The sequence below is a fragment of the Streptomyces sp. NPDC043870 genome (assembly GCF_056435785.1).
On the sequence record NZ_JBWKDT010000032.1, the window covers coordinates 65794 to 86331 of the forward strand.

At 72.1% G+C, this 20538-nt stretch carries 23 protein-coding genes; 11 read left to right on the forward strand and 12 right to left on the reverse strand.

Translation table 11 applies throughout. The features are described from left to right. Positions 1–20: 20 nt before the first annotated feature. The 4 genes from msrB to AC0699_RS29960 form a co-directional block, all read right to left on the reverse strand. Positions 21–428, reverse strand: a complete 408-nt coding sequence (gene msrB, locus AC0699_RS29945; RefSeq protein WP_469772253.1) for a peptide-methionine (R)-S-oxide reductase MsrB — start codon at positions 426–428, stop codon at positions 21–23. Between the two features lie 12 nt (positions 429–440). Further along, a complete protein-coding gene (murC, locus tag AC0699_RS29950; protein ID WP_478666467.1) occupies positions 441–1835 on the reverse strand; it encodes a UDP-N-acetylmuramate--L-alanine ligase in 1395 nt (464 codons plus the stop codon). Between the two features lie 43 nt (positions 1836–1878). Then, positions 1879–2349, reverse strand: a complete 471-nt coding sequence (locus AC0699_RS29955; RefSeq protein ID WP_469772251.1) for an indole-3-glycerol phosphate synthase — start codon at positions 2347–2349, stop codon at positions 1879–1881. 103 nt (positions 2350–2452) lie between these two features. Next, on the reverse strand, positions 2453–3217 hold the full coding sequence (locus AC0699_RS29960; protein ID WP_478666473.1) for a pyrimidine reductase family protein: 765 nt from the start codon (positions 3215–3217) through the stop codon (positions 2453–2455). Between the two features lie 107 nt (positions 3218–3324). Here AC0699_RS29960 and zapE point away from each other — a divergent pair, with 107 nt between their 5' ends. From zapE to AC0699_RS29975, 3 genes are all read left to right on the forward strand, one after another. After that, positions 3325–4401, forward strand: a complete 1077-nt coding sequence (zapE, locus tag AC0699_RS29965) for a cell division protein ZapE (RefSeq protein ID WP_478666475.1) — start codon at positions 3325–3327, stop codon at positions 4399–4401. 70 nt (positions 4402–4471) lie between these two features. Next, positions 4472–4897 carry an OsmC family protein gene (locus tag AC0699_RS29970; RefSeq protein ID WP_478666478.1) on the forward strand — a complete coding sequence of 142 codons (426 nt, stop codon included), beginning with the start codon at positions 4472–4474 and terminating at the stop codon, positions 4895–4897. A gap of 282 nt (positions 4898–5179) precedes the next feature. Then, complete coding sequence (locus tag AC0699_RS29975; protein ID WP_478666482.1) at positions 5180–6067, forward strand: PPK2 family polyphosphate kinase; 888 nt, start codon at positions 5180–5182, stop codon at positions 6065–6067. Positions 6068–6193: 126 nt separating this feature from the next. On the opposite strand, the gene AC0699_RS29980 is transcribed toward AC0699_RS29975, so the two are convergent. From AC0699_RS29980 to AC0699_RS29995, 4 genes are all read right to left on the reverse strand, one after another. Beyond that, the gene (locus AC0699_RS29980; protein WP_478666485.1) at positions 6194–6619 is read right to left on the reverse strand and encodes a hypothetical protein; all 426 of its coding nucleotides are present in this window, start codon (positions 6617–6619) and stop codon (positions 6194–6196) included. A gap of 198 nt (positions 6620–6817) precedes the next feature. Next, a complete protein-coding gene (locus AC0699_RS29985) occupies positions 6818–6943 on the reverse strand; it encodes a hypothetical protein (RefSeq protein ID WP_478666488.1) in 126 nt (41 codons plus the stop codon). A gap of 195 nt (positions 6944–7138) precedes the next feature. After that, a complete protein-coding gene (locus AC0699_RS29990) occupies positions 7139–7681 on the reverse strand; it encodes a hypothetical protein (RefSeq protein ID WP_478666490.1) in 543 nt (180 codons plus the stop codon). 140 nt (positions 7682–7821) lie between these two features. Continuing rightward, positions 7822–8934, reverse strand: coding sequence for a S1 family peptidase (locus tag AC0699_RS29995; protein WP_478666492.1), 1113 nt, complete (start codon positions 8932–8934; stop codon positions 7822–7824). Between the two features lie 159 nt (positions 8935–9093). Here AC0699_RS29995 and AC0699_RS30000 point away from each other — a divergent pair, with 159 nt between their 5' ends. Then, positions 9094–10074, forward strand: coding sequence for a polysaccharide deacetylase family protein (locus AC0699_RS30000; RefSeq protein WP_478666495.1), 981 nt, complete (start codon positions 9094–9096; stop codon positions 10072–10074). Positions 10075–10125: 51 nt separating this feature from the next. Here the strand turns inward: AC0699_RS30000 and AC0699_RS30005 are convergent, their stop codons facing one another. From AC0699_RS30005 to AC0699_RS30020, 4 genes are all read right to left on the reverse strand, one after another. Continuing rightward, complete coding sequence (locus tag AC0699_RS30005) at positions 10126–10317, reverse strand: hypothetical protein (protein WP_478666496.1); 192 nt, start codon at positions 10315–10317, stop codon at positions 10126–10128. A 130-nt stretch (positions 10318–10447) separates the two neighbouring features. Beyond that, a complete protein-coding gene (locus AC0699_RS30010; RefSeq protein ID WP_478666499.1) occupies positions 10448–11128 on the reverse strand; it encodes an ABC transporter in 681 nt (226 codons plus the stop codon). Continuing rightward, on the reverse strand, positions 11125–12030 hold the full coding sequence (locus tag AC0699_RS30015; RefSeq protein ID WP_478666503.1) for an ABC transporter ATP-binding protein: 906 nt from the start codon (positions 12028–12030) through the stop codon (positions 11125–11127). Before AC0699_RS30015 ends, AC0699_RS30010 begins: the two co-directional genes overlap by 4 nt. 11 nt (positions 12031–12041) lie before the next feature. Further along, positions 12042–12719: an AIM24 family protein gene (locus tag AC0699_RS30020; RefSeq protein ID WP_478666505.1), complete on the reverse strand. Its 678-nt coding sequence runs from the start codon at positions 12717–12719 to the stop codon at positions 12042–12044. A gap of 81 nt (positions 12720–12800) precedes the next feature. On the opposite strand from AC0699_RS30020, the gene AC0699_RS30025 reads away from it, so the two are divergent. From AC0699_RS30025 to AC0699_RS30055, 7 genes are all read left to right on the forward strand, one after another. Continuing rightward, the gene (locus AC0699_RS30025; protein WP_478666508.1) at positions 12801–13514 is read left to right on the forward strand and encodes a peptidyl-tRNA hydrolase; all 714 of its coding nucleotides are present in this window, start codon (positions 12801–12803) and stop codon (positions 13512–13514) included. A gap of 120 nt (positions 13515–13634) precedes the next feature. Beyond that, positions 13635–14417 (forward strand): DUF4142 domain-containing protein, encoded by a 783-nt coding sequence (locus AC0699_RS30030; protein WP_478666511.1) that lies wholly within the window; start codon positions 13635–13637, stop codon positions 14415–14417. Between the two features lie 123 nt (positions 14418–14540). Continuing rightward, a complete protein-coding gene (locus AC0699_RS30035; protein ID WP_478666514.1) occupies positions 14541–15995 on the forward strand; it encodes an MbnB/TglH/ChrH family RiPP precursor modification enzyme in 1455 nt (484 codons plus the stop codon). Positions 15996–16005: 10 nt separating this feature from the next. Further along, positions 16006–17034, forward strand: coding sequence for a TIGR04222 domain-containing membrane protein (locus AC0699_RS30040; protein ID WP_478666546.1), 1029 nt, complete (start codon positions 16006–16008; stop codon positions 17032–17034). 67 nt (positions 17035–17101) lie between these two features. Continuing rightward, complete coding sequence (locus AC0699_RS30045; protein WP_478666517.1) at positions 17102–17938, forward strand: DUF4142 domain-containing protein; 837 nt, start codon at positions 17102–17104, stop codon at positions 17936–17938. Positions 17939–17957: 19 nt separating this feature from the next. After that, positions 17958–18839: a TIGR04222 domain-containing membrane protein gene (locus tag AC0699_RS30050; RefSeq protein WP_478666520.1), complete on the forward strand. Its 882-nt coding sequence runs from the start codon at positions 17958–17960 to the stop codon at positions 18837–18839. A gap of 81 nt (positions 18840–18920) precedes the next feature. Further along, positions 18921–20501 (forward strand): alpha/beta hydrolase, encoded by a 1581-nt coding sequence (locus tag AC0699_RS30055; RefSeq protein ID WP_478666523.1) that lies wholly within the window; start codon positions 18921–18923, stop codon positions 20499–20501. Positions 20502–20538 lie beyond the last annotated feature (37 nt).

A 20538-nucleotide genomic window follows, 5' to 3' on the forward strand; every position in this document is an offset into this window, starting at 1 on the left:
CCGGCCCGGAGGCGCCGACGTCAGTCCTCGTCGGGCGTCAGTCGCAGGGAGATCGAGTTGATGCAGTACCGCTGGTCCGTCGGGGTCGGGTACCCCTCGCCCTCGAAGACGTGCCCGAGGTGCGAGCCGCAGCGCGCGCAGCGGACCTCGGTGCGGACCATCCCGTGGGACCGGTCCTCGATCAGCTCGACGGCGTCGGTGTCCTTCGGGTCGTAGAAGGACGGCCAGCCGCAGTGCGACGCGAACTTCTCGTTGGAGGTGAAGAGCTCGGCGCCGCACGCCCGGCAGGAGTAGACGCCCTTGGTCTTGGTGTCCGTGTACTCACCGCGGAAGGCGGGCTCGGTGCCGGCCTGGCGCAGCACCTGGTATTCCGCGGGGGTCAGTTCCGCGCGCCACTGCTCGTCCGGCTTCTCGACGTCGTACGCCATGCTCGCTCTCCCTCACTCGGCGAGGCGGGCCAGGATCTCCGGTCCGAGATCCGTCACATCGCCCGCGCCCATGGTGAGAACGAGATCACCGGGGGCGGCCATTCCCGCGATCACGTCCGGGACGGTCGCCTTGTCGTGGACAGGGGTCACGGCGGCGCCCGCCGCGGTGGCCGCGTCGATGATGAGGGCGCTGGTGACGCCGGGGACCGGGTCCTCGCGCGCCGGGTAGATGTCGAGGACGACGGAGGCGTCGGCGAGGGCGAGGGCCTGGCCCATTTCCGTGCCGAGTTCCTGTGTGCGGGAGAAGAGGTGCGGCTGGAAGACGACCAGCAGGCGCCGGTCCCCCGCCGCCGCGCGCATGGCCTCCAGGTCGGCGGTCATCTCGGTGGGGTGGTGCGCGTACGAGTCGATGACCTGGACGCCCTTGGTCTCGCCCTTGAGCTGGAGGCGGCGGCCGACACCGGTGTACGCGGTGAGGGCACGGGCCAGGTCGGCGGGCTCGATGCCCATGCGGACGCCGGCGGCCAGTGCCGCGGCGGCGTTGTGGGCGTAGTGGCGGCCGGGGACGGAGACGGTGAAGGTGATCTCGCCGTGGTCCGGGATGGCGACGGTGACCTCGCTGGTCATGCCGTTCGGCTGGATGCGGCGGATCCGGACGTCGGAGCCGTCGTCCTCGCCGACCCTGACGATCGTCAGGTCCTCGCGGGCGGCGACCCGCGAGGCCAGTTCCCGGGCGCCCGCGTGCTCGCCGACGACCAGAGTGCCGCCCGCCGGGATCTTGGCGACGAAGGCCTCGAAGGACTCGTAGATCTCGTCCATCGACGCGTAGTTGGCGTGGTGGTCGAGTTCGACGTTGAGGACGATCGCGACGTCCGGGTCGTACTTCTGGAAGCTGCGGTCGCTCTCGTCGGCCTCGGCGACGAAGATCTCGCCGTCGCCGTGGCGGGCGTTCGTCCCCGGTCCGGCGAGGTCGCCGCCGATCGCGTACGACGGGTCGAGGCCCAGCTCGGTGAGCGCGACGGCGAGCATCGACGTGGTCGTGGTCTTGCCGTGGGTGCCGGCCACCGCGATGGTGCGCGAGGTGCGCATGAGCGCCGCGAGCGCGTCGGAGCGGTGCACGACCGGCACGCCCAGCTCGGCGGCGCGGGCCAGCTCGGGATTGTCGGTGCGGATGGCGCTGGAGACGACGACGCACGACGCGTCGTCCGCGAGGTGCTCGGTGGCATGTCCGATGTGAACGGTCACACCGAGCGCCCGCAGCGCCTCCGCGGTGGCGGACTCCTTGGCGTCGCTGCCGGCGACCTTCGCGCCCCGCTGAGCGAGGATCTTCGCGATCCCGGACATTCCGGCGCCGCCGATGCCGATGAAGTGCGGCCGTTCCATGGCGTGGGGGATGCCGGATGCCATGACTGTGTCTCCCAGGGGTGCGACGTCGTGCGAAGGCCCCAGCCTATTCGCTGTGCGCGAAGAGCTTGAGCACCGGTACGCCGACCTTGTGCCGGGCGCGGGAGGCCCAGTCGCGGTGGAAGAACTCCTCGACGTAGTGGGGTGCGGTCATGACGATGACCTCGTCCGCGCCGGACTCCTCGACGACGGCCTTCATCTTGTCCAGGGGGTGGTCCTCGACGACCTGCCCGACGGCCTCGGAGCCGGCGGCCCGCAGGGCGGCCAGGGAGTTCTCGAGGGCGAGCTCCGCGGGCTTCCTGGCTTCCTCGCCCCCGGGCTCCTCACCCTCGCGGACGGCTTCCTTCAGCTCACCCATGGCCACGTCGTCGATGGCGCGCAGCAGAAGGTCGGCCTGGTCGCCGCGCGGCTGCATGAGGACGACGAAGGAGGTCGGCTCGTCCCCGTGCAGGGTCGTGACGAACTCCACGTCGGTGGACGTGAGGGGCTTCTCGATCATCAATACGCTTGTGAACACGTCAGGAGCCCTTCTGCGGAAACCATCCTTCCCCGTGCCCGCACGGGGTCTGAGACCAGTGTGCCCACCCGGACCTAAACGGAGCAGCTAATTCCGCCGCTTGTCAGATCCGACGGTAGCGGGTGAAGAGGAACCCGGCCTCCTCCAGCACCGACGCCAGTGCGAAGTGTTCGGGCACCCTCCGCGACGGGCCTCCCGCGATCCGCTGGGCGTCCCCCGCCGTGAGCGTCGGGGACACGGTGAGGCACAGCTCGTCCAGCACTCCCGACGCCACGAACTGGCCCAGCAGCCGCGGTCCGCCCTCGGTGAGCAGCCGTCGCAGTCCCCGTTCGGCCAGGGCCTGGACGGCGCCGGCCGGGTCGACGCCCCGCCCCTCGCCGGCGATCAGCACCTGAGCGCCCGCCTCCCGCGCCGCGGCGACCCGGTCCGGGGGCGCCGCGGCTCCGGTCAGGATCAGCGTCGGCACCAGGGGGGAGGTGAAGAGGGGGAGTGTGAAGTCCAGGTCGAGGCTCGCGGTGACCACGGCGATCGCGGGGGCGGGGCCCTGCCCCGCGGCCTCCCGGCGCGCGGCGAAGGCCTCCCGGGCGCGGGCCGGCCGGTAGCCCTCCTGCCGTACCGTTTCCGCGCCGACGACCACCACGTCGGCCAGCGCCCGCAGGGTGCCGAAGATCCGCATGTCCATGTCGGAGGAGAGCGGCTGGGAGCGTCCGTCGTGCTGGGCCGCTCCGTCCAGGGACGAGACCATGTTGGCCCGCAGCCAGGGACCGCCGCCGGACGGGTACGCGTAGGCGTCGGCCAGCTCGTCGAGCCCCCACTCCCGGTCGGTCGTCTCGGCTGCCGGGTCGGTCACAGGGAACAGGCGTCGCATGCCGTGCAGTCTGGCACGCCCCCGCCGCCCTTCCCGGAGTGCGGCGGGACGCGGGTGCGACTCCCGGAGCGCGGCGCACGCAGGCACGGCGCGACTCAGTACAGTGGATGGTTGTGTCGACCACCCCCATAACCGAAGCGGTCCCGCTGTCCCTGTGCGCCCGCGAGCCCCACGTCCCCGCCGACCGTCTGGTCGCCGAGATGGTGCCGCCGCCGCGCTTCGACTCGGTCCGCTTCGACACGTACGTCCCCGACCCGGACCAGCCCAGCCAGGCCGAGGCGGTCACCGTGCTGAGCACCTTCGCGGCGGGTCTGGGCGGTGCGCACGCCACCGGCAGCGGCAGGCGCCGCTGGTTCGCCAGGAAGCCGCCGGAGCCCACCGGGCCGCGCGGGATGTACCTGGACGGCGGCTACGGCGTCGGCAAGACCCATCTGCTGGCCTCGCTCTGGCACGCGACGCCCGCCGAGCCGGCCCTCAAGGCCTTCGGCACCTTCGTGGAGCTGACCAATCTCGTCGGTGCGCTCGGCTTCCAGCAGACGGTGAAGACGCTCAGCGGGCACCGCCTCCTCTGCATCGACGAGTTCGAGCTGGACGACCCGGGCGACACCGTCCTCGTGTCGACCCTGCTCGGCAAGCTCGTGGACGCGGGCGTCGCGCTCGCTGCCACCTCCAACACGCTGCCCGGCAAGCTCGGCGAGGGCCGCTTCGCCGCCGTCGACTTCCTCCGCGAGATCCAGGGCCTCTCCGCGCACTTCCGGCCGCTGCGGATCGACGGCGAGGACTACCGCCACCGCGGACTGCCCGAGGCCCCGCCGCCGTACTCGGACGAGCAGGTCACCAAGGCCGCGTACGCCACCGAGGGCGCCTCCCTCGACGACTTCCCCCGGCTGCTGGAGCACCTCGCGCGCGTCCACCCCAGCCGTTACGGCGCGCTGACGGACGAGCTGAGCGCGGTCTGCCTCACCGATGTGCGGCCGGTGCCGGACCAGTCGACGGCCCTGCGGCTCGTCGTCCTCGCCGACCGGCTGTACGACCGTGAGGTGCCGGTGCTGGCCTCCGGCCTCCCCTTCGACCAGCTGTTCAGCGACGAGATGCTGAAGGGCGGGTACCGGAAGAAGTACTTCCGGGCGATCTCCCGGCTGACGGCGCTCGCCCGGGACGCGAAGGGCCTTGTCGGCCCGTAGATTCCAGTAGGTTGGGGCCGGTTGGAACCGATTCGTTGCAATCTTTGCAGTCCTTTAGAAGGGATCCATCATGGCCACCACGCGTACGGCGCACACCGTCTGGGAAGGTGAGCTGCTCAAGGGCTCGGGCGTCGTCTCCTTCGACTCCTCCGGCATCCCGAGCCAGCCCGTCTCCTGGCCGTCGCGCGCCGAGCAGGCGAACGGCAAGACCAGCCCCGAGGAGCTCATCGCCGGCGCGCACTCCAGCTGCTTCTCCATGGCCCTGTCCCACGGACTCACCGGTGCGGGTACCCCGCCCACCCGTCTGGAGACCAAGGCCGACGTCACCTTCCAGCCGGGTGAGGGCATCACCGGTATCCACCTGACCGTCACCGGTGAGGTCCCCGGCCTCGACGAGGACGGCTTCCAGGCGGCCGCCGAGGAAGCCAAGAAGAACTGCCCGGTGAGCCAGGCGCTGACGGGTACGACGATCACGCTCTCCGCCAAGCTGGCGTAACACCGGCTCCCCCACGGGGCACAGTGACCCGCATGCTTCACGCGCAATTGCAGGCATGCCTGAACGCATGGTGCGCACATGCGGGTCACATCTCCTGTCCGCCGGCAGGGAGTTGCCTCATGACCGCAGTACCCACGAACGCCCAAGGTACGACCGCCAAAGGTACGACCGCAGAGCGAGCGACAGCCGGGGAGGGATCCGGCGCCGGGTCGCTGCCATTCGGCTGCCGTCCGTTCCGATGGAGGATCGGGGAAGGGGGGCCGGACCGGGAAGGGGCACAAGATGGCGAAGAAGAACTCTGTGGACAAGAAGCCCGACCGGCTCCGTGAACTGCTCCGCGTCCGACCGGGCGAAGGGGGCGACCTCGCCTCGTACGACGCCGGGGCCACCCCGGCCGGCCCCGGGGACAAGACCGCCGCCCTCGCGGCGATGGCCGCGATGGGCGAACACCTCGCGGACCTGCAGGAACGGCTGTACGCGGCCGGCACGGCGGGCGACCGCCGCAGACTGCTGCTGGTGCTCCAGGGCATGGACACCAGCGGCAAGGGCGGCACGGTCAAGCATGTGATCGGGCTGTTCAACCCGGTCGGCTGCCGGATCAAGGCGTTCAAGGCTCCGACCCCGGAGGAACAGGACCATCCCTTCCTGTGGCGGATCATGCGGGAGCTGCCGCGCTCCGGCGAGATCGGCATCTTCGACCGGTCGCACTACGAGGACGTCCTGATCGCACGGGTGCGTGACCTGGCACCTCGCGGCCGGATCCGCCGCCGCTACGACGAGATCAACCAGTTCGAGAAGTCGCTCGCCGAGGACGGCGTGACGGTGGTCAAGGTCTTTCTGCACATCTCGTACGAGGAGCAGCACCGTCGGCTGCTGGCACGGCTGGACAATCCCCACAAGCACTGGAAGTTCGACGCGGGCGACATCGAGGAGCGCGCGCTGTGGCCCGCGTACCAGAAGGCGTACGAGCTGGTGCTGGAGCACTGCTCGACTCCCGAGGCCCCGTGGTACGTCGTCCCGGCCGACCGCAAGTGGTACCGGAACTGGGCGGTCAGCCGACTGCTCCAGGAGCACCTGGAGGAGCTGGATCCGCAGTATCCGAAGGGTGACTTCGACGTGGAAGTGTCCAGGAGGCTGCTGCTGGAGGGGGTACCGAAGCGTTCGGAGTGAGCCGGTATTCCGGTGTCCGTATTCCCATGCCGATGCGGCGGGACGCGACTGGTCCCCGCGCCGCCGTCGCGACGCGGGGACCACCGGAGTGAAGCCTGTCGGCATCACCGAAGTGATGCGTCGGCGTCAGCGGCCACCACCGCCGTTGCCGCCACGGTCGCCGCCACCGCCGTTGCCACCGCCGTTGCCACCACGGTCGCCGCCACCGTTACCGCCACGGTCGCCGAAGTTCCCGCCACGGTCACCGTTGTCGCCACGGTCGCCGAAGTTGCCGCCACGGTCACGGTTGTCGCCACGGTCACCGAATCCCCGGTCACCGTTGTCGTAGTAGTAGCCGTAGTCGTCGTAGTAGCGGTATCCGCGGTCGCCGCGATATCCGTCGTCGTAGCAGTAGTAGGCGTAGTAAGGATCGAAGAAGCCGAAGCCGACCCAGTAGTAGTCGCAGTAGTAGTGCGACGGCTGGGACGTGCTGGGTGTGGCACTCGATATGCCGGCTCCGCCGAGGGTCAGAGCCAGAGCCGCGAACAGGCTGGCGAACAGCCTGAATATCATGGATGTCTTTGCCCGCATGGTGCTTTCCCTTCCCGGGGCATGGACGGGACTGAGAACCCTGCACGGCCGCGGTGGCGTCAGCACCGGTGTAAATACGATGCGTTCACGAAAGGACCCGGTACGTCGGCCTTGAAATGGCGGGAATTGCCACGGCCGGCTCACGCGCTGAACGCGCGGCATCGGGCCTGCCCGGGCTGCTCAGTCGAGCAGCCCCGCGGCGGGGCATCTGTCCGTCGGACAACCGACAACATGGTGGTCGTCGATCGGGATCTTGAGATTGCTCGCCTTTACCTTTTCATAAGGCAAAAAGGCGATCGTTTCCACCAATCTGGCTCCAAAGTAGGCATATCGACATAGGAAAGTCAAACGTGGTACAACCTGCTGCCCTCTCGCCAAAATCGATGCCAGCCAGAGTTGATGCCCGCGGGGACGGGGGCGCCGCACGGCGCGAGCCCCGGACCGGGCTCCGGTCCGGGGCTCCGGTCCCGGTCGCCGACCGATCCGCGTCAGCCGGTCCGGTCACCGGTCCGCGAACGGCAGCGCGGAGATCACCCTGCCGAGCGCGGGCGGTGGCGCCGGGTCGCCGGTCACGACCTCGCGGCCGCCGTAGATGATCGCGTACACCCGTCCGTCAGGGACCGGATCTCCCATCGAGATCCGTGGGAGTCGCGGGAAGTCCGCGTCCGAAAGTGCCTTGCGGAGCGTCGCGAGTTCGGCCGGTGTCAACCGGCCCGACTCATCGGGCTTGCCGCGCCCCAGGCGGGTGTACGAGCCGTCGCCGCGGACGATGACGCTTTCGTGACTGCCGTCGATACCGCCGGTCATGGTCGCGGCGACCAGTCGTTCGTCCTTGTCGGTGGGCGCGGGGGCGGGGACGGCGGTGGGCGCGTCCGGCGGGGACGGCGAAGGGGACGGACGGGGCGAGGGCGAAGACGGGGAGGCGGTGGCCGGCGCGCTGCTCGCCGTGCTGTCCGGCGCGCCTTTCGCCGCGCCGCTCCCGTCGCACCCCGACAGCAGCAGAGCCGCGGCCAGCAGCCCCGCGACACCCGTGATCCGTCTCATGTTCCCCACCCGTTTCTCCGGAACGCACCCACGGCGCACGCCGCTTCAGCGTCGAGGATGCCCGAGCGCGCGTTCGGACGGGAGAGGCCGCGCGTGGGCCCCGGGCATCCGCCGATGCCCGGGGCCCACCGCTGCGTGTGTCAGCCGATCTCGGCGCCGACCGCGGCCAGTGCGGTCGTCACCGGCTGGAAGAACGTCTCACCGCCCGAAGTGCAGTCCCCGCTCCCGCCCGAGGTGAGGCCGACCGCGTCCCCTTCCCTGGTGAACAGGGCTCCGCCGCTGTCGCCCGGCTCCGCGCAGACGTTGGTCTGGATGAGCCCCGTGACCGTGCCCTCCGGGTAGTTCACGGTGGCGTTCAGGCCGGTGACCTGGCCGCCGTTCAGGCCGGTGGTGCTGCCCATGCGGAAGACCTCCTGGCCGACGGCCGCGTCGGCCGCCTGCCCGATCTCCACGAGCTGTCCGTTGCCGACATCGACGGCGCTCGGAGCCTCGGTGCCCGGATCGTCGTACGTGACGAGCGCGAAATCGCCCTCGCCGGGGAAGACGGCCTCCTGGACCGTACCGATGGGCGCGCCGTTCTGGTCCTCCGACCACTGCTCGGCGGCGACGCCGCAGTGGCCCGCGGTGAGGAATCCGGGCTGACCGTCCTGCGTCGTCACGTTGAAGCCGAGCGAGCAGCGCGAGCCGCCGCCGAAGATGGCGTCCCCGCCCTCGATGAAGGGCTTGAACTCGCCCGCGGACTTCTGGATCCGGGCCACGCCGTCACCCAGGGACTCGACCGCCGATTCGAGTCTGTCCCAGCGCCCGCCGGTGACCGTGCGGTCGGCGGTGACCAGGATCTGGTTCGTCCTCGGGTCGACGGCCCAGGCGGTCCCCGGAACGCTCGCGTCGCGGGACAGCGACTGCGTCGCGGACTTCAGGGTGCTCGCGCTGTTCTGCACGCTGCGGGCCACCGCACCGGCCCGCTCGACCTGGCCGCTCACGTTGTCGTTGTCGCCCACGACATTGACGACGAGCTGCTTCTTCGCCGCGTCGTAGTACGCCCCGCCGTAGGACTCGCCGAGCTGCTCGCCCAGCTGCTGGACGAGCTTCGCGGCGGACGCCGCGCTCATCTTCCTGGGGGCGTCCGGCTCGTCCCCCGACCCGGACTGCGAAGCGTTGGCATTCGGCAGCAGCACGGCCGCTGCGGCAATGCCCACCGCCCCGGCTCCGGCGAGAATCGCCTTCCGCTTGGGTATGCGCCTGTGACTCAACTCTTTGCCTCCTGCGGGGGGTACGGACTCCGGTCGCCGAAGGAGACCGGGGGACGCGTCCGGCCCTTCATACGGATGGCGCACCTGGTTTTGCTCATCGCATCCGCAAGGAAATCTTCTTGACGGACCGTCAGGGCGAGGCGTACCCGGCATCAGCGGATGATCGTATACTTTCCGCGAGTGAGCATTTTTGTACGGAGATTGACTGCACTGGCGGCGATCGGGGCGGCGCTGACCGGGTGCACCGTCGGCGGAGCGGGGGACGGCGCCGCCGCACCCGCCGCGGTCGCTCCGTCCGCACCTGCCGCGGCCCCCGAGCCCGCCGCTCCCTCCGAGCCCGTCGCTCCCGCCGGACCCGCCCAACCCGCCGCGCCGGCGAAGCCGCCCACCCTGGCTCCGGGACCGGACGGACTGACCCGCGTCTTCGAACGGGCCCCGACCAGGTCAGCCACCGGGTCCGCAGCCGGCTCAACCGCCGGGTCCGCAGCCGCCGGCAAGACGGTCGCCCTCACCTTCGACGCCGACATGACGGCCGACCAGGGCCCGAGAGCGGCGCGCGGTGAGCGTTTCGACAACCCCCGGCTGATCGCCTCACTGCGCCGTCTCAAGGTCCCGTCCACCGTCTTCATGACCGGCCGCTGGGCCGAGCAGTATCCCGACCAGGCGCGGGCCATCGGCAACGATCCGCTCTTCGAGATCGCCAACCACTCCTACAGCCACTACGCCTTCGCCTCCCCGTGTTACGGGCTGCCGATGGTCGGCAAGGAGCAGATGGCCGCCGATGTCCGACGGGCATTCGCGGCATTCCGCACGGCGGGCGCGCGCAATGTCGTGCCCTACTTCCGCTTCCCCGGCGGCTGTTACGACGAGCGCGCGCTGCGCGCACTGGCCCCGGCCGAGGTCACGGCCGTGCAGTGGGACGTGGTGAGCGGCGACGCCTTCGCGAAGGACCCGGAGGCGGTAGTGGAGCAGGTCCTGTCAGGAGTGAAGCCGGGTTCGCTGGTCGTGATGCACTGCACCCGCCGCGCGGCGCCGGTCACCGAGGAGGCGGTCCGGCGGATCGTCCCGGAGCTGCGTCGGCGCGGCTACCGCTTCGTCAAGGTCTCCGAGCTGATGGCAGGCGCGGGCGGCGCGCCGTAGGCGGCTGCCCTGTGGATCTTGCCGCGCGCGACCTGATCCACCGGACATTCCCTAGCCCGAGCAGGCCCTGCGCTCGGCCTCGCGCCATTCGCAGACCGGGCACAGGGTCGCGCCCTTGACCGACTCGGGGTACTCCGTCGGCTCTCCGCACAGCACGCAGTCCGCGAACGGGCCGTCCGCTTGGGCGGGCGTGGCCTGCGGCGCGGCGGCCGAGGGCTCGCAGTACGGGGTTGCTTCGTCCATACGGACGAGACTAGGGCCTGTCCCCCGGCATCCCGTGTCTCCGCGTCGTCACACCCGTCGTCACCCGTCATCTCACCGTCACCCGTCCCCGCCGTCTCCCGTCTCCCCGTCACCCGTCACCCGTCACCCGTCACCCGTCACCGCCGTCGCGCCGGTGGCTCAGCAGGCAGGTCAGGGCGACCGCCGCGGCCGCGACCAGCACCGCCCCCGCGAGCGGAGCCACCGGATGGTGCACGGCCCCGGTGCGGGAGCCGGTGACCAGGCCGGTGACAGCCGCCTGCGCCGGGGAGCCGGCCAGGACCAGGGCGAGCAGCGAGGCCGACGCGGTGGCCGCGATCGACCAGCCGCGGCCGTGCAGCACCGGCCGGGTGCACAGCGCCCCGACCGCCGCGCCGGTCAGCACACACACCGCGGCGGCGAGCAGCCCGGCGGCGGTCGCGGGCAGGAGGGGGACGGCGACGCGGTTGTCGCCGCTCATCGGTTTGCTGATCAGCGCGACGACGACGGTGCCGGCGATGCCCAGGAGGGCCGCCCAGCCCGCGGCCGTGGCCAGCGTGGCGAGGTGGACCCGTGGCGGGCCGGCCGCCGCTGCCACGATGTTCCGGGCGGCGGCGGGCTCCTGGTTGGCGCAGACCCGGACCAGGCAGGCGGTGACGGGCAACAGCCCGGCGGCGGCGTACCCGAGCGAGTCCAGCACGGGCTGCCCGGACTGCACACCGACGGCGAGGAAGGCCGCGTACAGCAGGACGGGCGCCAGCCAGCGCTGCGAGCGCACCAGCAGGGCGGACTGGTAGCGGATGAGCGCACTCATGAGTCCCCCTCGCGGGCCCCGGCGTCCGGACCGGCCGGCACGGGGGCCACGGACCGTACGTGCCACGGCGGGCGGGCCGTCAGCAGTGCCCGCAGCGCCGCGTCCGAGTGGGTGTCCGGCACCTCCAGGACGGCGATGCCGTGTGTGCCCGCACGGTCCGCGCCCTCATCGCCACCCGCGCCCGTGCCCGCACCGTCCGAGCCCGCACCGCGCGTGCGCGACACCGGCAGCCCGGCGGGCAGTGCCGCTCCCGGCGGGCCCGACACGACGATGCGGACCGCTCCTGCCGCCACAGGTGAGGGCGTGACCGGCGCCGGCACCAGCCCCGTGCCCTCGACGCGATGCCCCACGTCGACCGCGCCCGCCAGCCGCCGCGGATCGTGGTCGACGAAGACGACCGTCGCTCCGGCGGCGACGCGCTGCGCGACGGCCAGGTCGAGTTCGGCGCGGGCCCCGGTGTCGAGACCTGTCCAGGCCTCGTCGAGGACCAGCAGCTCCGGCTCGGCGATCAGCGCCTGGGCCACGGCGACCTTCTGGCTGGTGCCCTTGGACAGTTCGGTCAGCGGCGTACGCGCATGACCCGAGGCTCCGAAACGCTCCAGCCACTCACGCGCGCCGCGCTCCGCCGCACCGCGGCCGAGGCCATGGACACGGCCGACGTGGACGAGATAGCCGGTCGCGGTGAACGGCAGCGCGGCCGGGAACCGTTCGGGCACGTACGCCGTGCGCGGCCGTCCCGTGATGCGTCCCTCGGTCGGCGCGTCGATCCCGGCGAGCAGCCGCAGCAGGGTGGATTTTCCACTGCCGTTGCCGCCCTCGACCCGGACCAGCGTCCCCGCGGCCAGGTCGAGGCCGACTCCGCGCAGCACCCACGGGCCGCCCAGGCCGTAACGGCGGCCCACTCCTCGCAGTTTCAGTTCGCCGACGCCTTCTGCTGGGTCAGCTCGCTCGGCCTGACGATCACGAATCCCTCGCCCTGCAGCATCAGCTGGACCGCCTCGCCCGAGCCGCCGCGGAGCATCGAGCCGATGGACTGCGAGCGGTGCAGCGACGTGTTCAGCTGGGCGCTCCAGCCGACGACCGCGTCGGTGTCCACGTACACGGGCTGCTGCGCGGTGACGGGGATCACCAGCGGGTTGCCCTCACACATCACCCCGAGCTTGCCGTAGCCGGTGAAGACGCTGTTGAACAGGCCGCCTCCGGTCATTCCGGCGCCTTTCACGGTCTTGATCTCGTACGCGAGCGTCGGGTCGAAGCAGAGGACGTTGCGGCCGTTGATGGTGAGCGCGTCGCCGTGGTCGATGTCGACGATGAAACAGTTCGCGGCCTCGTGCGCGAACCAGGCCTCGCCCTGGCCGCGTACGGCCATCAGCGGCAGACCCTCGCCGGTGACGGCGCGCTTGAGCATGCCGCCTATGCCCTGGCCCTTCCGCTCGAACTGGAGGTTTCCGCGATAGGCGATCATCGCCCCCTGTCGCGCGAACATCTCCCCGTTGACGGCGTACTTGATCGATTTGGCGTTCTGCAGGCTCATTCCGGGTGCGGAAGCCTGCTGCGCCATGTTCTCGCTGGCAAAGAGATCGCTCTTCATGCGGAGCATCGTCGCCCGGAGCCTTTCGTTCCGCCAACAACCGCCCCCAACCGACGGCCGGGCCGCTGGCAGACTGAGCGGGTGAACAGCACCGACAGTCCCTTCCGGCAGGAGCGCACCACGCGCGACGAGGCTCCGCAGTACGTCCTTCCGCTCGTGGTCCGGATCGAGAAGACCGCTCCGCCGTCCCGTACCGACGCGCTGGAGGCCGCGGCCCGCGCGGTTCTGGTCATCCTCTCGGACGAGCGCTCGCTCGGTGACGGGGAATGGGCGCAGGCGATGCGGGACTGGCAGGACGCCCGGATCCGCAAGGTGGTGCGGCGGGCGCGCGGTGCGGAGTGGCGGCGGGCCTCGGCGCTCCCCGGTATCACGGTGACGGGAGAGACCGCCGAGGTACGGGTGTTTCCGCCGGTGCCGCTGGACGGCTGGCCCAAGGAGCTGGTGAAACTGCAGGTGTCGGGGACGGAGCTGCAGGATCCGCAGGACACGGCGGACCCGGCCGGCGACATCGACCCCCGCCAGGCCCTGATCTGGCTCAACCCCGATCTGCACATGTCGACCGGCAAGGAGATGGCGCAGGTCGGGCACGGGGCGCAACTGCTGTGGTGGGACATGGACGACGCCGAGCGCAAGGCGTGGCGCGAGGCCGGATTCCCGCTGGCCGTACGGACCGCGCATCCCGGCCGCTGGGCCGAACTGGCCACGAGCGGTCTGCCGACGGTACGGGACGCGGGCTTCACGGAGATCGCGCCGGGCTCGGTCACGGTCGTGGCCGGTCCTCCAGAGCGCGGCTGAGGAGAACTGAACAGAACCGGGCCCTGTTACGTACCTTCCAGTACTGCCAAGTAGGTTGAACCGCCGGTTCGGTTGCCGGTTGATTCTGCGACACGCATAACGGCTCGGGAGGCACATTTGTTGCGGCGTATCAACGGGACAGCGCTCATCATCGCGGCGCTGGTCGCCACTGTCGGCGCGCTCGCGTTCCCCGTGTGGTCCTACGCCGACCGCTCCGGAACCGGGCAGGCGAACCTCAACGCCTCGTCCGTGGCAACGCAGTGGGGCCCGCTGTCGGCGACCGACCGCGACTTCCTGGTGAAGGTCCGGCTGGCCGGACTGTGGGAGCTGCCGGCCGGCCAGCAGGCGATCGAACGCGCGCCGAGCAAGGCCATCAAGGACGCCGGGGACCACCTCATCGTCGGCCACACGGACCTCGACCAGCGGGCCCGTGATGTGGCGGCGAAGCTCGGCGTGGAACTGCCGAACCAGCCCAACGAGCAGCAGCAGGGCTGGCTGCGCGAGCTGTCGGCGGCGACCGGGAAGGAGTACGAGTACAAGTTCGCGAACCTGCTGCGCAACGCGCACGGCAAGGTCTTCGCGCTGATCGCCCAGGTCCGGCACACCACCCGCAACACGTTGATACGCCAGCTGGCGAGCGACGCGAACCAGACCGTCCTGGACCACATCACCATGCTCGAAGGCACCGGCATGGTGGACTTCGACGCGATCGCCAACGAGGCCGCGGGCGGCGCGACGGCCAGCCCCTCGGGCCCGCCGCCCCCGAACGGCAACCTGCCGCCCGCGCCGTCCCCGGTGGCTCCGACGGGCCAGGACCAGTCGTTCACGTCCCGGCCGTCGACGCAGCCCGGACCGCCGACCGCGGTCAACACCGACCGCCCCGCGCCGGGGGCGGGAGGCTGACGGCCAGGGCCGGGCAGGCCCTTGGGCCTGTGGAACCTCAAATCAAGCTCTGAACGTCCCCTCCTCCGGATTCGGCAGGGTCCGGCGGGGCCATGACCACTGCACATGCAGAGGAGGGGACCCATGAAGAGGCTCGACCGGCCCAACGGGCTCGACCGGCCCAACACGCTCGGCAGGCTCGGCACCGGTATCGGCTGGCGACCGGAGATCGCGGACGCCGTGGAGCGACTGCCCGGCGTCGACTGGGTCGAGGTCGTCGCGGAGAACGTCTGCCCCGGCCACCTTCCCGCTTCCCTCGTACGGCTCCTGGAGCGCGGTGTCACCGTCGTCCCGCACGGTGTCTCCCTCGGGATCGGCGGGGCCGACCGGCCCGACGAGAAGCGGCTGGCGGACCTGGCGGAGCGTGCCGAGGCACTCGGATCGCCGCTCGTCACCGAGCACATCGCCTTCGTCCGGGCCGGTGGCCCCCTCACCGCGACGCCGCGCCTGGAGGCCGGGCATCTGCTGCCCGTGCCGCGCACCCGCGACGCCCTGGACGTGCTCTGCGAGAACGTACGCATCGCCCAGGACTCCCTGCCGGTGCCGCTCGCGCTGGAGAACATCGCGGCGCTGGTCTCCTGGCCCGGGGAGGAGCTGACGGAGGGCCAGTTCCTGGCGGAGCTGGTCGAGCGGACCGGCGTACGGCTGCTCATCGATGTCGCCAATCTCCACACGAATCACATCAACCGGGGCGAGGACCCGGTGAAGGCCCTCGACGAGCTGCCCGTCGAGGCGATCGCGTACGTCCATGTGGCAGGTGGTGTCGAGCGCGACGGCGTCTGGCACGACACGCACGCGCACCCGGTCTCCCGGCCGGTCCTCGACATCCTTGCGGAGCTGCGTTCCCGGACGGACCCGCCGGGCGTGCTGCTGGAGCGCGACGACGACTTCCCGCCGGCGGCGGAGCTGGAGACGGAACTGGAGACGATCCGGGCGACGGTGGCCGCCGCCGCACCGGGTGACGGTGCGCGAGGCGATGACCGAGGCGAGACACGGGGCGCCGCAGAGCGGGAGGCCGACCTCCTGTCCGCGCAGGCCGAGTCCGCGCAGGCGGACCACGAGCAGACGGACCACGAGCAGGCCGACCACGAGCAGGCCGAGCCGGCCGAGCAGGCCGAGCCGGCCGGCGCGCCCGCGCGGGAGCGGGTCGGGCTCGCCCAGGCCGCGTTGCTGTCCGCGCTGGTCGCCGGGACGCCCGCGCCGGAGGGCTTCGATCCGCGGCGGCTCCAGGTGCAGATCCGCGCGCTCGCCGCCAAGCGGGCCGATGTCGTGGCCAAGGTCGCGCCCGAGCTTCCGGAGATCCTCGGGAGCGGCTACCGGCCCGCGTTCCTGGCGTACGCCAAGTCCCGCCCCATGCGGGACGGCTACCGGCGGGACGCGCTGGACTTCGCCGAGCAGCTGCTGATCGCGGGCCGGCCGGAGGACCCGGCCGCCCGGCGGCGGCTCACCCACTGGTGGCAGGACCGGGCGGCGTCCCGCCCGCCCCGCCGTTCGGCCCGTTTCGTACGGGCGGCCCGCGCCGCACTCGTCCGGAGGTGACCCCGTGCTGATGAACGTACTCGCCGTGCTGGTGTATCTCGCCGTGGCCGCCTCCTCGGTGCTGCTGATCAAGGGTGTGGCGGGCACGCGCCGCGGCCCCGGCGGCCCCGTGCACGACCTGCTGGAGGTCGCGTTCCTGAACGGCGGGCCCGCACGTGTCGCCGACACCGCCCTCGCCGCGATGCAGGCGGACGGGCGCCTGGCGGTCGGCGGCCCGGGCATCGTCGCCGTCCAGCAGCCCGTCGCCCGCAACCATGTCGAGCGTGCCGTCCTGCTCGAACTCGCCGCGGCGCCGAGCGGCGCCCTGCACACGCTCCGGCTCGCCGTGATGCGCAACCCCGCGGTGCAGGAGATCGGCGACGGGCTCGCGGCACGCGGACTGATGGTTCCGGCGGGCGCGGGCCGCCCGTGGCGCGTCCGGGGCGGCTGGCAGGCGGCCGCGTCCTTCGTCATGCTGCCGCTCGCCATGGTCCTGACGATCGTGCAGTACGCGGCGCACGACGGGCTCGCGGACGCTCCCTTCCCGTTCATCGTGAAGGTGCTGCCGGCCTGCCTCGCGGGCCTGGTGATCGGGTTGGTCTGCGCCGCGCGCGCGGGCGGCAAGGTCACCCCCGCGGGCCGGCGGGCGGCCTGGGAGTACCGCGCAGCGCATGCGTACAGCGCGGACGTCGGCCACCGGGTGGCGCTGGGCGGGCTGCGCGCGCTGCCCGACCCGGTGTTCCAGGCGCAGCTCATGGCGGCGGCCCGGCTGGGGCGGACCGGTGGCCGGTCGGCCGGCCACAGCGGCAGTGGCAGTGGCAGCGGTTCGCCGGATGCGTACATCCCTGCCCAGGCCGTCGTGTGGTGCGCCACGTCGGGGCCCGGCTCCGGCGGGTCGGGCGGCGGGGGCTGCGGCGGCGCGAGCGGCAGCTCCTGCGGCGGGAGCAGCGGCTGCGGAAGCTCCTCGGGCGGGGGTTCAAGCTGCGGAGGCAGCTCGGGAGGCGGATCCAGCTGCGGTGGAGGCGGAGGTTCAAGCTGCGGTGGGGGCAGTTCCGGCTGACTTCCCGCAACCGCCCACGGGATCAGCACGGCGCCCAGTAGCGTGCGGGCCGCACGCAGGAGGCACCATGCGCACCCCCGCCCGCTCCACCCCGCTCGCCGGCACCGGAATGGTCGTCGTCGCCGTGACGGCGACCATCGCCGCGCTCGTGTTCCCCCTCTGGTCGTACGCGGACCGCGCCGGCACGCACCGGACGGCCGGCCCCACGGCCGATACCGTGCCGACCCGCTGGGGCCCGCTGTCCGCCGCCGACCGGGACTTCATCGTCCAGGTCAGACTCGCCGGGCTGTGGGCGCTCCCGGCCGGGCAGCAGGCCGTCGGCCGGGCGCCGAGCCGCGCCGTCACCGTGGCCGGCCGGCATCTCGTCGAAGGCCACACCTATCTCGACGCCCGGGTCCGCGAGGTCGCGTCCCGGCTCACCATGGAGCTGCCCAGCCAGCCCACGGACCGGCAGCGCGGCTGGCTGACCGAACTGACCGGTGCCCACGGCCAGGAGTACGCGGTCAGATTCACCAACACCCTGCGCCAGGCCCATGGCACCTTCTTCACGCTGATCGCCGAGGTCCGGCACACCACCCGCAACTCCCTGGTGCGCGCCCTCGCCGACGACGCCAACACGGCCGTCCTCGACCACATCGAATGCCTGGAGGCGACCGGACTCGTCGACTTCGACGCCATCGCCGCACAGGACGCGGGCACCGCCACAGCGAGCCCGACCGGTCCCCCGCCGCCGGTGCCCGGCAGGACCCCGCGGTCTGCCGTCCCGGTCACCCCGTCCCCGAAGCACCTGCGGCAGAAGCCTGCCGCCGCTGCCGCCCGCCGTGAGCAGGCCCCGCCCCGCCACCACGGGTCCATGACGCACGGTCGTCCGCATCCTGGAATTCCCATGGCGCGCAGGAGGTGATCTCGCGTAGAAATCCGCCATGTTCTGGGTCCTCTTCCTGCTGCTGGCGTGGGCCGCGGCGGGCATCAGCTGCGGCCGGCTCTGCGTTGCCGCCGCCGACGCCGCCCACGACGACCACGGCCAAGGCCCCGTTCCCGGCCCCGTTCCCGGCCCTGTTCCCGGCTCCGGCTCCGGCTCCGGCTCCGGCTCCGGCTCCGGCTCCGACGACAGCCCCGCCCCGGGCCACGGGCACGTCCGTGACCACGAGTTGAGCCTGTACGAAGCCGCTTTCCTGGCCGGCGGCCCGCACCGCGTGGCCGAGCTGACGATGGTCGCGATGCACCGCGGTCGGCGGCTGCTCCTCGCGCACACCGGCTGGGCCACCGTCGTCGACCCGGAGGGCGAGGACGATCTGGAACGCTCGGTGATCGGTGCGATCGGCCCGGACGGCCAGTGCCGGATAGCGGCGATACGGCACGCCACGGCCGCCGACGACGCCGTACGTGCCCTCTCCGACCGGCTCGTCACGGCCGGTCTCGCCGTACCCGAGACGGTCCGGGCGGGCCTGGCGGGCGCCGTGCGGGCCGTGTGGGGCGCGACCGCACTCACCCTGGCGCTCGCGGCCGCCTCGCTGCTGACGCTCCCTCAGGGCCAGGGCGAGAAGGGTCCCGTCGCGATGTGGTTCACGCTTCCGCTCGTGCTCACCCTGGGCTGTCTCGTGATCGCCCGCGTCGAGGTCCATCCGTACACCCGCTGGGCCTCCCCGGCCGGCCGACGGCTGCTGCGCGGGCTGCCCCCGCGACCCGACGGCGGGGAACGGGCCTTCCTCACCGCGGTGGCCGTGCACGGCGTCCGCGCGCTCGACGATCCGGCGCTGCGCGCCGCACTCGGCGACCGGCGGACGGCGCATAGGGGTCAATGACACGACACTCGAACAGAAGTGCTTTACAAAGTGCGTCGCTCTGCTGATCTTCGTGCCACTGGCGGTACGAAGGGGAACGCGATGAGAGCAGTAGCGCTGTACGGGGCCATCGGCTCCCTGGTCCTGTCGGCGCTCGCCTCAGCCCCGGCGGGCGGCGTCGAAGCGGGCACCACGCCGGAGGACGCGGGCACGGCCATCGCCGCCGCGCACGCGTGGACCACCGGAATCTCCTTCGGCGCCTGCCCGTCCGCCGAGGAGCTCCCCCGGCCCGTCGAGTGCGGCACGGTCGCCGTCCCGCTCGACTACGCAGATCCGGGGGGCCGTCGGATCCGGCTCACCGTCAGCCGGGTGAAGGCCACCGGCAAACCGGCCGAACGTCAGGGCGCGCTCGTCTACAACCCCGGCGGGCCCGGCGGTTCGGGCATGTACTTCCCTGAACTCGGCAGGACGCCGGAGTGGAAGCGGATCGCGGCGGCGTACGACATGGTCGGCTACGCCCCGCGCGGGGTGGGCCGTTCGGCCCCGCTGACCTGCCGGGACCCCCGGGTCTTCGCCAAGGCGCCCACGCCGGCTCCGGTCCGGCCGTCGGCCTCGTACAAACGGGAGCAGATCGCTCGGGCGAAGGCGTACGCCGAGGGCTGCGCCCGCAACGCGGGCCCGGCCCTGCGCCACTACCACTCGCTGAACAACGCCCGCGATCTGGAGGTGCTGCGGGCGGCGCTGCACGAGAAGCAGCTCACCTTCCTCGGCGCCTCCTACGGCACGTACGTGGGCGCCCTGCACGCCACCCTCTTTCCCCGGCACGTGCGCCGGATGGTCCTCGACTCCGCGGTCGATCCCGCGCCGGAGAAGATCTGGTACGTCAACAACCTGGAGCAGTCACTGGCCTTCGAGAGCCGGTGGGCGGACTTCCGCGCCTGGGTCGCCCGGCACCACGGAAGGTACGGCCTGGGGGCGACGCCCGAGGCGGTGCTGGACAGTTACGAGAAGGTCCGGGCGCGGCTCGCGTACGAGCCCGCGGGTGGCAGGGTCGGCCCCGGCGAGCTGCAGTCGGCGTACCTCCGGGCCGGCTACTTCGACCGCTACTGGCCGCGGCGCGCGCACGCGCTCTCGGAGTATCTGAAGGGCAATCCGCAGCCGCTGACCGCACAGGCCGCACCCGATCCGGACGAGGCCGTGGAGGACGAGAACGGCAACGCCGTCTACACGGCCGTCCAGTGCAACGACGCGTCCTGGCCGACGGACTGGAGGGTCTGGGACCGCGACAACACCGCGCTGGCACACCGGGCGCCGTTCGAGACCTGGGCGAATGCCTGGATGAATCTGCCGTGCGCGTACTGGCCGGCGCCCCGGCAGCGGCCGCTGGACCTCCGCACCGGCCCCGGCGAACTCCCGCCGCTGCTGATCCTGGCGGCGGAGCGGGACGCGGCGACGCCGTACGCCGGGTCGCAGAGGCTGCAGCAGCGGCTGGCCGGCTCCGTGCTGATCACCGAGAAGGGCTCCGGCTCACACGGCATCTCGGGCGGTGACAACGCCTGCGTCAACGGCCACATGGAGGCGTATCTGCTGACCGGCAGGACGCCGGTGGGGGGGGGGGGGGGGGGGGGGGGGGGGTGGGTGCGGGGGGGGGGAGGGGGGGGGGGTTGGGTGGGTAGCGGGTAGTAAGCCGGATCGTCTATCCTCTCGTCGTCTGTGGGCG

Excerpts from the sequence above, each read along its gene's own strand:
- msrB (WP_469772253.1), bottom strand. The coding sequence starts at position 428 with ATGGCGTACGACGTCGAGAAGCCGGACGAGCAGTGGCGCGCGGAACTG.
- murC (WP_478666467.1), bottom strand. The coding sequence starts at position 1,835 with ATGGCATCCGGCATCCCCCACGCCATGGAACGGCCGCACTTCATCGGC.
- AC0699_RS29960 (WP_478666473.1), bottom strand. The coding sequence starts at position 3,217 with ATGCGACGCCTGTTCCCTGTGACCGACCCGGCAGCCGAGACGACCGAC.
- zapE (WP_478666475.1), top strand. The coding sequence starts at position 3,325 with ATGGTTGTGTCGACCACCCCCATAACCGAAGCGGTCCCGCTGTCCCTG.
- AC0699_RS29970 (WP_478666478.1), top strand. The coding sequence starts at position 4,472 with ATGGCCACCACGCGTACGGCGCACACCGTCTGGGAAGGTGAGCTGCTC.
- AC0699_RS29975 (WP_478666482.1), top strand. The coding sequence starts at position 5,180 with ATGGCGAAGAAGAACTCTGTGGACAAGAAGCCCGACCGGCTCCGTGAA.
- AC0699_RS29980 (WP_478666485.1), bottom strand. The coding sequence starts at position 6,619 with ATGATATTCAGGCTGTTCGCCAGCCTGTTCGCGGCTCTGGCTCTGACC.
- AC0699_RS29990 (WP_478666490.1), bottom strand. The coding sequence starts at position 7,681 with ATGAGACGGATCACGGGTGTCGCGGGGCTGCTGGCCGCGGCTCTGCTG.
- AC0699_RS30000 (WP_478666495.1), top strand. The coding sequence starts at position 9,094 with ATGATCGTATACTTTCCGCGAGTGAGCATTTTTGTACGGAGATTGACT.
- AC0699_RS30005 (WP_478666496.1), bottom strand. The coding sequence starts at position 10,317 with ATGGACGAAGCAACCCCGTACTGCGAGCCCTCGGCCGCCGCGCCGCAG.
- AC0699_RS30010 (WP_478666499.1), bottom strand. The coding sequence starts at position 11,128 with ATGAGTGCGCTCATCCGCTACCAGTCCGCCCTGCTGGTGCGCTCGCAG.
- AC0699_RS30020 (WP_478666505.1), bottom strand. The coding sequence starts at position 12,719 with ATGAAGAGCGATCTCTTTGCCAGCGAGAACATGGCGCAGCAGGCTTCC.
- AC0699_RS30035 (WP_478666514.1), top strand. The coding sequence starts at position 14,541 with ATGAAGAGGCTCGACCGGCCCAACGGGCTCGACCGGCCCAACACGCTC.
- AC0699_RS30040 (WP_478666546.1), top strand. The coding sequence starts at position 16,006 with ATGAACGTACTCGCCGTGCTGGTGTATCTCGCCGTGGCCGCCTCCTCG.
- AC0699_RS30045 (WP_478666517.1), top strand. The coding sequence starts at position 17,102 with ATGCGCACCCCCGCCCGCTCCACCCCGCTCGCCGGCACCGGAATGGTC.
- AC0699_RS30050 (WP_478666520.1), top strand. The coding sequence starts at position 17,958 with ATGTTCTGGGTCCTCTTCCTGCTGCTGGCGTGGGCCGCGGCGGGCATC.
- AC0699_RS30055 (WP_478666523.1), top strand. The coding sequence starts at position 18,921 with ATGAGAGCAGTAGCGCTGTACGGGGCCATCGGCTCCCTGGTCCTGTCG.